Below are 13,710 nucleotides of genomic sequence, written 5' to 3' on the forward strand. Positions count from 1 at the left end.
CCTCCTTTTTCTTATGTATATGCAAAAAGAGAAAAAGACGTAAAAATAAATAAGGAGTTTTTTCGCAATATATCGCGAAAAAACTCCTTATCTCATCTATTATTTATACGCTTTAAATACTAATACTGCGTTATGACCACCGAATCCTAATGAATTACTTAACACCGCGTTTACTTCTTGATGTCTCGCATTATTCGGTACGTAATCTAAGTCACATTCTGGATCTGGTGTCTCATAGTTAATTGTTGGAGGAATTACTCCATCTGTAATTGATTTAATAGAGAAAATCGCTTCAACAGCACCAGCTGCCCCTAATAAGTGACCTGTCATTGATTTCGTTGAGCTGATTGCTACTTTATACGCATGCTCACCGAACGTTTCTTTAATTGCCATCGTTTCATACTTTTCATTCGCATCCGTACTTGTACCATGCGCATTAATGTAATCAATATCTTCTGGCTGTAGACCTGCATCCGCTAAAGCTTGACGCATTGCGCGCACGCCGCCTTCACCGCCAGGAGCTGGCATTGTAATATGGAATGCATCACCAGTTGCACCGTAACCAGCGATTTCCGCATAAATGTGAGCACCACGAGCTAATGCGTGCTCTAATTCTTCAAGAATTAAAATACCTGAACCTTCACCCATTACGAAACCACTACGGTTTTTATCGAATGGACGGCAAGCTGTTGCTGGATCTTCATTGAATGTTAATGCTTTCGCTGAGCTAAATCCTGCGAATGCCATACTTGTTAACGGCGCCTCTGCCCCGCCCGTAATCATTGCATCAGCATCACCACGCTGAATTGCTTTAAACGCATCACCAATTGAGTTTGCACCAGATGCACAAGCCGTTACAGAACAAGTGTTAATTCCTTTTGCTCCTGTTGCGATTGATACTTGGCCTGCTGCCATATCTGGAATCATCATCGGTACGAAGAATGGGCTCACGCGGCGCGGGCCTTTCTCAGTAAAAATCTTAAATTGTTCTTCGTATGTTTCCATACCACCAATACCAGAACCAATCCATACACCAATTCGAGGTCCATTTTCTTCTGTAATCTCAAGCTTTGCATCTGCAACTGCCATTTTCGCTGCTGCTACTGCATATTGTGTAAAGCGATCCATACGACGCGCTTCTTTTTTATCAATATATTTCTCGACTTCAAAGTCGTTAATTTCTGCTGCTACTTTTGCTGGAAATAGTTCCGGATCAATTCTTGTAAGTCGTCCGATTCCAGATACACCCTTTTTAATGTTTTCCCACGCTGTTTCAACATCTGTACCGACCGGTGTAACAGCTCCTAGTCCTGTAATTACGACCCTCTTTTTTTCCATACAAAATACACTCCTTTTTTTCTCTCAGTCCTTATTTACCCCAACGAAGAGCGACTGCTCCCCATGTTAATCCGCCGCCAAAACCAACAAGTATAATTAAATCACCATCTTGAATACGTCCGTTTTGCAATTCCTCTACCATTGCAATCGGAATGGAAGAAGCTGATGTATTACCGAACTTCTCAATTGTCATACTCATCTTTTCTTGTGGTAAATTTAATCTCTCTCTTGCAGATTCCATAATACGAATATTCGCTTGATGCGGTACTAAGAAATCCACATCTTCTTTCGTAAGACCAGCTTTATCTAGAACGCGAAGACAAGAATCCCCAAGTTGACGAACAGCAAATTTAAAGACTTCTCTGCCATTCATCATAACATACTCATCTTGATAAAGATGCTTACCGCCACTTCCGTCCGCTCCTAATTCGAAAGATAGAACGCCTTTACCTTCTGAAACAGCTCCCATTACGATCGCACCGGCTCCGTCTCCAAATAGTACTGCTGTATTTCGATCGTTCCAATCTACAATTTTAGATAGTTTATCACTACCAACTACTAGTATATTTTTATAAGTTCCCGTTTGAATAAATTGCTGCGCTGTAATCATTCCGTACATAAAACCAGCACACGCTGCACTTAAATCCATTGCAGCTGCATGTTTTGCGCCAATTGCTTCTTGAATGACACAAGCCACTGCTGGAAAAGCACGATCCGGCGTTACTGTTGCTACTAAAATAAGATCGATATCCTCTCCGCTAACCCCTGCATCTTCAAGCGCTTTTTTAGAAGCCTCTACGGCCATATATGAAGTATCTATTGTATCATCGGCAATGCGTCTTTCCGCAATCCCTGTTCTCGTACGAATCCATTCATCGGATGTATCCATTATTTTCTCTAAATCGTGATTTGTGACTACTTTTTCCGGCACATATCTTCCGATCCCTAAAATGCCCACGTTCACATCGCAGCCCTCCGTTTTATATCAATTATTATGACTTGGTACTAATTTTAAAACATAAATGTATTTTTGTCTAGAATATATTTCTGCTAAAACATAAAGCGAACGCATTATTCACCTTATTGTTTATGAAAAGAAACGGAAACATACCTTTCCCTGTTCTTTCGAAATATAAAAAAGCCCGAACCGTTTCTACTTACAGTTCAGGCCTCTCTTCCATCTAAATTTTTATTCTTGATCTGGTTTCCCCCCCAGGCGAGAATAAAAAAAGGCCCTGACCGCTTCTATCCACGGTTCGGGCCTCTCTTCCATCTCAAAAGATGCTTTTTATTCTTTTTATGCTTTTTATTCTTGATCTGCTTTCCCAAGCTCATATGCTTCGTTCATAACTTTCATCAATAACTCTAATACTGGTTGAGCTTTCTCCATATCAAGCGCAATTCCATTATCATCTAAAATGGCCTTTGCTTCTGGTAAATGCTTCATTGCGATTTGTAAAAATTGCATGCTTTTCTCATTCATATTATGTTCTTCCTCTCCATTAAAACTTTCACATACATAGTGTAACACGCTCGCTATCCTTCGTATAACTCTTTATATTTTTTCATATGTGCCAATTGTTTATTTAAACCGTATTCTAACGGAGTATTTCTTTTTATCGAAATAACCTCTACAGTTCCATCTCTTTCTTCCACATTCTCTTTTTTCACTTTATCCTCTGCACGTAAAAGGTTCATACCTTTTTTCCATAATGATTTTTTACCACTAAGTAAATTATATATACCGAGATACTCCTCGTTCATTCCATTTTCCCATAAGTATTCACATACATCTTCAACGTACAGTAGATCACTGGCGTTTTCCTCACTCGTATAATGGCACTCTTTCTCACCCAGTTCTGATAAAATGAGCTGATGATACATCATAAAAGATGGTTGCCATGGCCCATATAATGTAGGAACTCGAAATACACTATATTGTACCTCTCCTTTTTTCAATCCTTCTTCCACTTTCGCAAATAGACGTTTATTTTCGGACTCATCTACGTTTCCTACTTCAATAGAAGAAATTAGATTTAACTTCACTTTATGTTCTTCACACAGTCTTATCATTCGCTTTAAATACTGTAATATAACTCTTTCATTTCGAAAGCCACTTTGTTGGTTAGGCTCATACAGACAAAAGTAAACGGCATCAAATTTCGCTTCCTCTACGGAGCTCCATCCGTCTTCATCTCTTATCGAATAATACGTAAATAACGCATTTCGCCCAATTAACAATAACTTCTCTTCATTAATTTTTGTCATACTATCGAATTCATCAAAATCAAGACCATATACTTCTACTTCTTCTGCAATCATTTTATTCACAAGGTGATAACCTACAAACGTAAGTGCACCTATAATTAGCACGCGTTCCATACCACCAACCCTTTCTCCTTGAAACAAATAGCTCCTCATTTATGTATATGGGAGCTTCACAATTCTTCTTCATATTTTTTAAAGAAATCAGTCGTTTGCCTAACCATTTTATATTTCACATCTTGCAGATGGAATAAGACAGAAGTATCACATTGATTGAATTGCCTCATTTTCTCATATTTACGTAACAACTGTTTTCTACCTCTTTTTTCTTGTGTTGATACGAAAACTTTAACAGGTACACAAGACGGAAGAAGCGTAAATGATTTCTTATTTATTTTGGATTCTAATTCTTCTTCTTTGGAATCATACGCTAAACATAATTCCTTCACGAGTCTCTTGTAAAAAAACTTATGCTCTTTCTCAAACTCGACATATTCTGGTAAATCTAAACACGGATTTAGCATAATGACAGAGCGTATACATTCAGGGTATTTGTTCATCATTTCAAGTGCTACAAGTGCCCCCATACCATCTGCCATAATGTGCATTTTCGCATTCAATGTCTCTTTTCTCAGAACAACGTCATATAGGCGTTTTGCTAGACGAACAGATTGATCGTTTCCCCAATGTCTTCCGTATAAATTAGAAGAAAAGACCGTATAGCCTTCCTCAATAAGGCCATGTAAAAAATAAGATCTACCCGCATGCTGTGTCCATAAACTTGTACCATTCTCAATAAAGTAGTTGTAATCACCTAGAAGCATGACAGAAAATCCATTTGGCTTCTCCGGTAAATAAATGACACATGGTTCTTTTTCTAAGTAAAAAAAACGTTCCGTAATACTCATTTTTCCCCCGCCTTATTTTCTAAACGTATAAAAGTACTCTTTTATAATGTATGAACGGAATGCAAATTTGCGTTGAAAAATCTACAAATATTTTTCTATATTCTTTTTTCAATTGTGTTACAATAAGGACAGATTGAACGAATAGAGGTGTAAAATATGCGTTTCATTTGGGCATTAATTTGGTCGTTCTTGCTTGTACATATGATGAGCTACGTAATCGGCTCTATGACTGGCGGTACATACGATTTTAACCAAGCGTCTATTTTCTCAGTTGTTCTTGCGGTATTCGTACTAGCAATTGCAGCTGCAATTCCAAACGAGCCAGTAGAACAACACTAAAAAAAGAGTCCGGATTTTATCCGAACTCTTTTTTGTTTTACTTCACATGAACGACTAATTCGTTATTTTCTACATCAACAACTACATGACTATTGTCAGTAATCGTTCCTGCAATTAATTCTCTCGCTAATTTCGTCTCAACTTGACGCTGTACATATCGTTTTAACGGACGAGCTCCGTACATTGGATCGAAGCCAGCTTCGACAACAAACTCTTTCGCTGCGTCTGTTAATTGTACCGTAATATGACGGTCAGCTAAACGGCCTTGTAATTCTTTTACAATTTTATCAACAATACCTTTAATTTCATTCGTTGTAAGAGGTTTGAATAAAATAATTTCGTCGACACGATTTAAAAACTCTGGTCGGAAATGTCCTCTTAATTGCCCCATGACAAGTTCTCTTGATTCCTCTTTAATTGAGCCATCTTCTTCTAATCCATCTAATAAATGAGCAGATCCAATATTTGACGTCATAATAATAACTGTGTTTTTAAAGTCTACTGTACGTCCTTGCGAATCTGTAATGCGTCCGTCATCTAACATTTGTAATAAAATGTTGAATACTTCTGGATGTGCTTTTTCGATTTCATCTAACAAAATAACAGAATACGGTTTACGTCTTACTGCTTCTGTTAATTGACCGCCCTCTTCATATCCAACATATCCAGGAGGTGCACCAATTAAGCGTGACACAGCGTGTTTCTCCATGTACTCAGACATATCAATACGAATCATTTGCTCTTCACTATCAAATAAAGACTGCGCTAACGTTTTTGCAAGTTCTGTTTTACCAACACCAGTCGGTCCTAAGAAGATGAAGGAACCAATTGGACGGTTCGGGTCTTTAATACCAGCACGAGCACGAAGAACTGCGTCTGATACTAGGCTTACCGCTTCTTCTTGTCCGATAACACGCTCTGATAAAATTTGCTCTAAACGTAGTAATTTCTCGCGTTCACCTTCAACGAGTTTTGCAACAGGAATACCAGTCCAACGTGAAACAATATCAGCAATTTCTTCTTCACTTACTTCCTCACGTAATAAACGATTTTCTTGTTTATTATTCGCGCCCATTTCTTCTGCTTCTTTTAACTCTTTTTCAATTGCAGGAATTTTTCCGTGGCGAAGTTCCGCTGCTCTATTTAGGTCGTAATTCCCTTCTGCTTCTTCTAATTCACGGCGCAGACGCTCTAAATGTTCACGTAAGTCACGCACTTTGTGAATATCTTCTTTTTCTTTCTCCCATTTGGCTCTCATGCCACTTGCAACTTCTTTTAAATCCGATAATTCACGTTGCAACGTTTTTAGACGTTCTTGGCTACCAAAGTCCTTTTCTTTTCCAAGAGCCGCTTCTTCAATTTCCAGCTGCATAATGCGGCGCGTTACTTCATCTAATTCTGTCGGCATAGAATCGATTTCTGTACGAATTGTTGCACAAGCTTCATCGACAAGATCAATTGCTTTATCCGGTAAGAAACGATCCGAAATATATCGATCTGATAAAACTGATGCTGCTACAATCGCGCGGTCATGAATATTTACACCATGATAAATTTCAAAGCGCTCTTTTAAACCACGTAAAATGGAAATTGTATCTTCAACAGTTGGTTCTTCTGCTAATACTTGTTGGAAACGTCTTTCTAGCGCTGGATCTTTCTCAATATATTTACGATATTCATCTAACGTCGTCGCCCCGATACAATGCAGTTCACCACGCGCAAGCATCGGTTTTAACATATTTCCTGCATCCATTGCGCCTTCTGTTTTACCAGCGCCGACGATTGTGTGAAGTTCATCAATGAATAATAAAATGCGTCCTTCACTCTTTTTAATTTCATTTAATACAGCTTGGAGACGCTCTTCAAATTCACCACGGAATTTCGCTCCAGCTACAAGCGCACTCATATCTAATGCAAAGATTGTTCTATCTTTTAATCCTTCAGGTACATCCTTTTTCACAATACGCTGTGCTAACCCTTCAACAATTGCTGTTTTACCAACACCTGGTTCACCAATTAAAACTGGGTTGTTTTTCGTTTTACGTGAAAGAATGCGGATTACGCGGCGAATTTCACTATCGCGGCCGATAACAGGGTCAATTTTCCCCGCTCTTACTTCCGCTACTAAATCACGACCATATTTTTCTAACGCTTCATAAGTTGCTTCTGGATTTTGACTAGTCACTCTTTGATTCCCCCGAACTGTCATTAAAGACTGTAATAAGTTATCTTTCGTAATATGAAATCTTGTAAATAATTGGTTTATATCGCCTTTTTCTTCAGTAAAAGCAAGTAATACATGTTCAACTGAAATGTAATCATCTTGCAATTTCTCTGCTTCTTTTCCTGCTCTTACAAGTAGTTGTTGCAGAGCACCTGTTATATATAATTTACCTGCTTCTGCACCGCTCCCCGTTACGGAAGGCTTTTTCTTAATTAAATTTTCGGCGCCTTGTTTTAATGCTTCTATATCGACGTTCATTTTTTGAAAAATACGTACTGCTAACCCATCTTGCTCTTCTAATAATGTAAACAAGAGATGAACAGTATCTACTTCTTGATGGTGATGAGATACCGCTAAAGATTGGGCACTCATAATCGCCTCTTGTGTTTTTGTTGTCATTTGATTTAAGTCCATCTTTACAGTCCTCCAAATGTTTGACTTTCTTTGACCTTTGATTTGATTATACGCCAACTGACTTTTTTATACAATAATTTTGCTTATGTATTTTCAAACTTATTATTTGAAAAAGAAAAAAGGAGCATTCATGATACAACTGAAAAATATACGGTAAATGAAATTAAAATGTGTAACGACAAAAAAGCCGCAATAACGATTGCGGCTCCTGTTACGGTTTTCTTTTATACGTCCACTGACGGTTATGATTCGTGTTATCTGGAAACTTGTCACCAGCAGTTAGTTTCACCATTTGCGGGTCTTTTACCATACTTCCCGTTTCACCAATTTCTACGTAAATGCCATCATTCGGCGCTTTTTGTCCAGAACGAAACCTGCGATTTTGTCCCATTTCCATTCTCCTTCCATGACGTCTTTGCCTCATTAGTATATCCATTTTAAAAGAAAGCTTTTCTGTCATGTTTAGGAAACAGGTACTACATTTCGTTCTTGTACATATACATGAATGACACAAGCTTAAAGCAGGGATTTCTTTCCTATTTGTAGAAAAAAAAGAAACCAACCTACTATAGGCCAGTTTCAAAGGAGAGTCAAACATATACGAGAAGATTACATGTTCATTATAAGCCTCATCATACGAGAAATGTAACCCTTTTCACAATTTGTCCATAATGAAAGAAACATTGTTTGAACTTTCTAAAAAGATGTTGACTTTTCTTAATTTCCAACGAGAAATAGTAGACACCGCAGCACTTTGCGACGTAAGATGGATATATAGTGAACTTTCCATCTTTGGTGGTCTCACCCAGTCTAACCTCTTATTTCTGCAGATTAAAAACGGAAATACAGATAAAAACAAAAAAATATTATAAGAGGTGAAATTATGAACAAACAACATTTAATCGCACTAGACTTAGACGGCACTTTATTAACAGACAACAAAATAATTTCCACTCGAACGAAACATACAATTGCAAAAGCAAAGGAACAAGGACATATTGTTGTTATCTCAACAGGACGTCCATTCCGCGCTAGTTATGATTACTATAAAGAACTTGGTCTAAATACACCAATCGTAAACTTTAATGGCGCTTACGTACATCACCCTCTTGATTCAAAGTGGGGCACACATCACTCTCCTCTTGAGCTAGCAACAGCGCAAGAAATTGTCCGGGCTTGCTTTGATTTTGGCGTAAAAAACATATACGCTGAAGTAATGGACGATGTGTATGTACGTGAAATTGATGAAGATAAAAAACATATTTTCGAATTCGGTTCTCCAAACATTTTTACAGGAGACTTATTAAATATTTTAAATGATCATCCAACTTGCTTATTAATTGACGCACATGACGAGCATTCCAGTGCAATTCGTCAACATTTAACTGATATGCACGCTGAAGTAATCGACCATAGAAAGTGGGGCGCACCTTGGCCGATTATTGAAATTGTAAAAAGCGGATTAAATAAAGCTGTTGGACTACAAAAAATTTCTAGTCATTATAACATTCCACAAGAGCGAATCATCGCTTTCGGTGATGAAGATAACGACTTTGAAATGATTGAATTTGCTGGTCACGGCATCGCAATGGGAAATGCCATCCCTGAATTAAAATCACTCGCAAACCATACGACGCTAACGAACGAAGAAGATGGTATTGCACTATATTTAGAAGAGGTTCTTGGGTTGTAATCTAAAAATTCCCTGCTTATAGTTTCTCGCCAAACGCTCATACTATCATTAGACGCACAAGTTAGCGCGTCGATTGTTTTCAGCTAAATAAAGGGGGTTTTTCGAATGGGTAAAAAGAACAAATCAAAACGTTTTATCCAACAAGGAGCCGATGCTGTTATGAAGCATGATGCAAGATTCCCGTACCGAGGTACATTAGCTGAGGCAGAAAAAGCGAGAAGCAACTCTTCTTTTGGAGGGGTCTAAATGGGGAACTTACTATTTCAACAAGCTAGAGATGCTGTTGCAAATGCTGTATCTTGTTCAAGCGGCGTCGAGCAACAAGATCTCGTATATAGAGCAAAAAATGCTTTGCAATCCGCTTACGCAAATTCTTCAACTGCTGAAAAAGTTCAGCTACGTGAAATGCAAGAGCAGTTGCAAAACATTACGAATGCACATTAAAAAAGAGGACCAGCTTTGGTCCTCTTTAATCTTTTCGAAACAATCCGAACACCCCAACTGTTTGCAGTACGTTTGTAAATGCACCTGGGTCCACTTGTTTAATAACCCTCTCCAATTCGTACAGTTCGTAACGGGTAATAACAATCATTAACATTTCCTTATTTTCATTCGTATAAGCACCAGTTGCTGGTATAGTTGTAATCCCCCTCACTAAGCGTGAGTGAATCGCCTTTCGTACATCCGCCCCATTCTTCGTAACGATTAATGCCGTAATCTTCACATGACGCGTATGAATTGCATCGATGATTCGCGTTGACACATACAAAGTCACTAAAGTATATAATGCTTTTTCCCATCCATACACATAGCCGGCAGCGATAATGATCAGTGCATTAAAGAAGAAAAAATACGTACCGACAGGCTTGTCTTTAATCTTTGATAAAATCATGGCGATTATATCTAAACCACCTGTAGAAGCCCCCCACTTCAACGCAATCCCTACCCCGATTGCTGAAATAAGCCCACCAAAAATCGCATTTAATATGATGTCGTTTGAAACTGCTCTAACTGGAATAATTTCTAAAAACATAGTCATAAAGATAACGCAAAGAAAACTAAAGAAAGTAAAGGCCTTTCCAACCTTTTTCCATGCTAAAATAACGACTGGAATGTTAAACAAGCTAAATAATACCCCGGTTGATATGTGAATAGATAAAAAATCACCTAATATTTGTGATAGCAATTGAGACAATCCAGCAAAGCCACTTGCATACACTTTCGCTGGCGTTAAAAATAAATTCATTCCAATCGCATTTAACAAACCTGCGACGATTACAACGATTAACTTCTTTATAAGTTCGGTATAATTCAACTTCAAATCCATTTCCAATCCACCTTCATTATTCATGAATACACTGCTATACATAGTCTTTACGAAAAAGGAAATGATAAACGTACAACGTTTAGAAATGGAGTTGATACATATGCCACATACGAGTGATAACGACAAAAAAGCACGCGATAATAATGCAAAACGCGCGCAAAAAAATGAGCAAGAACAAAAGAATATAGAGCAAGGTAAGCGTGCTTATTCCAAAAAGACCGATCACCTTTGATCCCATCGTACATCAACAATATTGTTGATGTACTTTTTTTACATTTCACAGGAAAAAACATTAAAAATTCACTTCATGTTCACTTCTATATTCTACAATAGCGATAACATATTCGGATGAGGTGTTAGCATGAGAGGAAAACACATTTTCATTATTACTGCACTACTAAGTATATTAATGCTATCTGCTTGTGGACAAAAAAACGACTCAGATACAGTCGCTACAGCAACCGACTCAACCATTACGAAGAGCGACTTCGAAAAACAGTTGAAAGATCGTTACGGAAAAGACATGCTGTACGAAATGATGGCGCAAGACGTTATCACGAAAAAATATAAAGTATCTGACGATGATGTAGATAAAGAATTACAAAAAGCAAAAAATCAATACGGAGACCAATTTAAAAACGTATTGAAAAACAATGGTTTAAAAGATGAAGCTGATTTCAAAAATCAAATTAAGTTCAAACTTGCTATGAATGAAGCGATTAAGAAAAGTATTACAGAAAAAGACGTGAAAGACCACTATAAACCAGAAATTAAAGCAAGCCATATTTTAGTAAGTGACGAAAATGAAGCGAAAGAAATAAAGAAAAAATTAGATGCTGGTGCTTCATTTGAAGAACTAGCAAAACAAGAATCGCAAGACCTACTATCAAAAGAAAAAGGCGGAGACCTCGGATATTTCAATTCAGGTAGAATGGCACCTGAATTTGAAACTGCTGCCTATAAACTAAAGGTCGGACAAATTAGCAATCCCGTTACATCACCAAACGGTTATCATATTATTAAATTAACTGATAAAAAAGAATTAAAACCCTATGATGAAGTGAAAGACTCTATTCGCAAAAACTTAGAAGAAGAACGTATCTCTGACCCTATATTCGGCAAAAAACTATTGCAAAATGAATTAAAAAAAGCAAATATTAAAATAAACGATAGTGAGTTGAAAGATACGTTTACTCTTGTACATGAGCAAGGGAATTAAAAAAGCACCACCTTATAGGTAAAATATAAGGTGGTGCTTTTTATTTCCTTTATTTCTTAAAGTACGTCCAACCTTCTTCTTGGTAAACCTTTTCTTCTTTCATCAACTTACCAAGTGCACGCTTAAATGCAGCTTTACTCATATTGAAACGTTCTTTAATGTCTTCTGGATAGCTCTTATCCCAAAACGGCATTGCTCCGCCCCGTTCTTCCATATATGCATAAATCACTGTAGCATCATCTTCCATTCCTTCTTCTTTACGAGGAAGAAGTGAAATGTTAATTGTACCGTCATCTTTTACATCAATAATTCGTCCCGTTACACGTTGACCGATGCGAACTTGTTCTTTTCTTTCTGTATGATGTAAAAATGCACGAAAATGCTCATCTGTTAATACGAACGAACCAACTTGAAGTGAACGATACACACGTCCGTTTACGTTTTTATTACGCATAGATGGTGTCGCATCTACAACGATTTCTTGCATATCACTATCTCTTGCCGGAAGAGCAATTAAACGATCACGATTCGTTAATTTTAACGTACAATATAATTCATCTCCAACTTTAGGCCATACTGGCATATAAATTGGGAATTCATCAGCTGGAATTAGTATATCTTTTGATACACCAATATCAACAAACACACCTAAACTAGGAATAACTTCTACAACCTTTACCCAGTTCCAATCATATGTTGTAATAATTGGCTCCTTCATTGTTGCCGAAATACGATTTTGGTGGTCAAGGTATAAGAATACATCAATCGTATCGCCTTCTTCAATTTCTCCAGCTACTTCATTTTTATGTAGGAAAATTTCTTCTTCTTCATTTCCAACCATATATCCAATTTCCGTTTCGCGTAAAACAGTTACCTGTTCAATCGATCCTATTTGTAAATACATATTTTTTTAATTCCCTTCTATATATATAAAATGAACTTTTTAACTTTTTATATTTTTATCATTCCAAACAAAAGTTAATTATAACACGATTTTCTCTTTATTTGTCCAACTGCCCAAAATTCACTATAATAAAATGAGGTTACATCATTATAAGTATGAAAACACTTAAGTCTAAGCTCGTTTTCAGCTATACTTTAGTATGTACAGTACATAAAAAGAGTAGAAATTTATTTGGAGGTGCTAACTATGGCAAAAGATAGTTCTTTTGACATCGTTTCGAAAGTAGAATTACCTGAAGTAACAAACGCAATTAACACTGCATTAAAAGAAATCCAAAACCGATATGACTTTAAAGGAAGTAAAAGTGATATTAAACTTGAAAAAGAAGTACTTGTTTTAACTTCTGACGACGAGTTCAAATTAGAGCAAGTAAAAGACGTTCTTATTTCTAAACTCGTAAAACGTAACGTTCCAATTAAGAACTTAGATTACGGAAAAGTTGAAGCGGCAGCTGGTAACACTGTTCGCCAACGTGCAACACTTCAACAAGGTATCGATAAAGATAACGCGAAAAAAATTAACAACATCATTAAAGAAATGAAATTAAAAGTAAAAACACAAGTACAAGATGATCAAGTACGTGTTACAGCGAAAAGCCGTGATGACTTACAAGCAGTTATCGCAGCAGTTCGTAGCGCTGATTTACCAATTGACGTACAATTTATTAACTACCGCTAAAAAGAAAAACATCCTCTATGTAGAGGATGTTTTTCTTTTTAGCTTGTAAAAGTCTAAGCTTACGGGAAATCGGATAAATTTTATGCATAAATGAAGAAGACCCTTTTAAAAATCGGAACAAAAACCTCCCTCCCCAATCAAATGTAACAAATTATGAGTATAAGAATATTTTCCACCCTTTCCTGTAATGTAAAATTAGTAAGGAATTTATTTTATGAAAAATGTTAATTAAAAAGAGTTAGAAGTGGTTATTTGAAGAAATTAATACTATGTTTTTTATTAACTACATTCTGTCTATATATTGCAGGGTGTTCTAATAATATAACTACACCTGGGGATAC

The 13,710-nt window shown here is 36.9% G+C and carries 16 protein-coding genes; 7 read left to right on the forward strand and 9 right to left on the reverse strand.

The features are described 5' to 3' along the window. Positions 1-99: 99 nt before the first annotated feature. The 5 genes from fabF to PDQ40_RS17175 form a co-directional block, all read right to left on the reverse strand. Positions 100-1,338, reverse strand: coding sequence for a beta-ketoacyl-ACP synthase II (fabF, locus tag PDQ40_RS17155; RefSeq protein ID WP_000412651.1), 1,239 nt, complete (start codon positions 1,336-1,338; stop codon positions 100-102). Positions 1,339-1,369: 31 nt separating this feature from the next. After that, positions 1,370-2,302, reverse strand: a complete 933-nt coding sequence (gene fabH, locus PDQ40_RS17160; RefSeq protein WP_001100541.1) for a beta-ketoacyl-ACP synthase III — start codon at positions 2,300-2,302, stop codon at positions 1,370-1,372. A 342-nt stretch (positions 2,303-2,644) separates the two neighbouring features. Further along, positions 2,645-2,821, reverse strand: coding sequence for a ComZ family protein (locus PDQ40_RS17165; protein WP_009879752.1), 177 nt, complete (start codon positions 2,819-2,821; stop codon positions 2,645-2,647). 53 nt (positions 2,822-2,874) lie between these two features. Then, positions 2,875-3,747 carry an NAD-dependent epimerase/dehydratase family protein gene (locus PDQ40_RS17170; RefSeq protein WP_000486166.1) on the reverse strand — a complete coding sequence of 291 codons (873 nt, stop codon included), beginning with the start codon at positions 3,745-3,747 and terminating at the stop codon, positions 2,875-2,877. Between the two features lie 29 nt (positions 3,748-3,776). Continuing rightward, on the reverse strand, positions 3,777-4,511 hold the full coding sequence (locus tag PDQ40_RS17175) for a hypothetical protein (protein ID WP_000028705.1): 735 nt from the start codon (positions 4,509-4,511) through the stop codon (positions 3,777-3,779). A gap of 156 nt (positions 4,512-4,667) precedes the next feature. Between PDQ40_RS17175 and PDQ40_RS17180 the strand changes: the two genes are divergently transcribed. Continuing rightward, positions 4,668-4,850, forward strand: coding sequence for a YjzD family protein (locus tag PDQ40_RS17180; protein WP_001211114.1), 183 nt, complete (start codon positions 4,668-4,670; stop codon positions 4,848-4,850). Between the two features lie 37 nt (positions 4,851-4,887). On the opposite strand, the gene clpB is transcribed toward PDQ40_RS17180, so the two are convergent. Beyond that, the gene (gene clpB / locus PDQ40_RS17185) at positions 4,888-7,488 is read right to left on the reverse strand and encodes an ATP-dependent chaperone ClpB (RefSeq protein ID WP_000365374.1); all 2,601 of its coding nucleotides are present in this window, start codon (positions 7,486-7,488) and stop codon (positions 4,888-4,890) included. Between the two features lie 211 nt (positions 7,489-7,699). Beyond that, complete coding sequence (locus PDQ40_RS17190; protein ID WP_000531418.1) at positions 7,700-7,879, reverse strand: YjzC family protein; 180 nt, start codon at positions 7,877-7,879, stop codon at positions 7,700-7,702. A 492-nt stretch (positions 7,880-8,371) separates the two neighbouring features. Between PDQ40_RS17190 and PDQ40_RS17195 the strand changes: the two genes are divergently transcribed. The 3 genes from PDQ40_RS17195 (at position 8,372) to PDQ40_RS17205 (ending at position 9,625) form a co-directional block, all read left to right on the forward strand. After that, a complete protein-coding gene (locus tag PDQ40_RS17195; protein ID WP_001041235.1) occupies positions 8,372-9,181 on the forward strand; it encodes a Cof-type HAD-IIB family hydrolase in 810 nt (269 codons plus the stop codon). Between the two features lie 105 nt (positions 9,182-9,286). Then, positions 9,287-9,427 (forward strand): hypothetical protein, encoded by a 141-nt coding sequence (locus PDQ40_RS17200; RefSeq protein ID WP_000516816.1) that lies wholly within the window; start codon positions 9,287-9,289, stop codon positions 9,425-9,427. Continuing rightward, positions 9,428-9,625, forward strand: coding sequence for a DUF3813 domain-containing protein (locus tag PDQ40_RS17205; RefSeq protein ID WP_000527400.1), 198 nt, complete (start codon positions 9,428-9,430; stop codon positions 9,623-9,625). A gap of 25 nt (positions 9,626-9,650) precedes the next feature. Here PDQ40_RS17205 and PDQ40_RS17210 read toward each other — a convergent pair whose 3' ends face one another. Then, on the reverse strand, positions 9,651-10,508 hold the full coding sequence (locus tag PDQ40_RS17210; RefSeq protein WP_000364453.1) for a YitT family protein: 858 nt from the start codon (positions 10,506-10,508) through the stop codon (positions 9,651-9,653). Positions 10,509-10,608: 100 nt separating this feature from the next. Here PDQ40_RS17210 and PDQ40_RS17215 point away from each other — a divergent pair, with 100 nt between their 5' ends. Together PDQ40_RS17215 and prsA are read left to right on the forward strand one after the other, a co-directional pair. After that, positions 10,609-10,740, forward strand: a complete 132-nt coding sequence (locus PDQ40_RS17215) for a DUF3941 domain-containing protein (RefSeq protein ID WP_001120845.1) — start codon at positions 10,609-10,611, stop codon at positions 10,738-10,740. 129 nt (positions 10,741-10,869) lie between these two features. Further along, complete coding sequence (gene prsA / locus PDQ40_RS17220; RefSeq protein WP_001214230.1) at positions 10,870-11,727, forward strand: peptidylprolyl isomerase PrsA; 858 nt, start codon at positions 10,870-10,872, stop codon at positions 11,725-11,727. A gap of 49 nt (positions 11,728-11,776) precedes the next feature. Here prsA and PDQ40_RS17225 read toward each other — a convergent pair whose 3' ends face one another. Then, positions 11,777-12,631, reverse strand: coding sequence for a CvfB family protein (locus tag PDQ40_RS17225; RefSeq protein ID WP_214328683.1), 855 nt, complete (start codon positions 12,629-12,631; stop codon positions 11,777-11,779). Between the two features lie 246 nt (positions 12,632-12,877). Here PDQ40_RS17225 and PDQ40_RS17230 point away from each other — a divergent pair, with 246 nt between their 5' ends. Continuing rightward, a complete protein-coding gene (locus PDQ40_RS17230) occupies positions 12,878-13,369 on the forward strand; it encodes a YajQ family cyclic di-GMP-binding protein (protein ID WP_001040153.1) in 492 nt (163 codons plus the stop codon). The last annotated feature ends 341 nt before the right edge of the window (positions 13,370-13,710 follow it).

It is taken from the genome of Bacillus cereus group sp. Bc061, assembly GCF_027715825.1.
GTDB lineage: Bacteria > Bacillota > Bacilli > Bacillales > Bacillaceae_G > Bacillus_A > Bacillus_A paranthracis.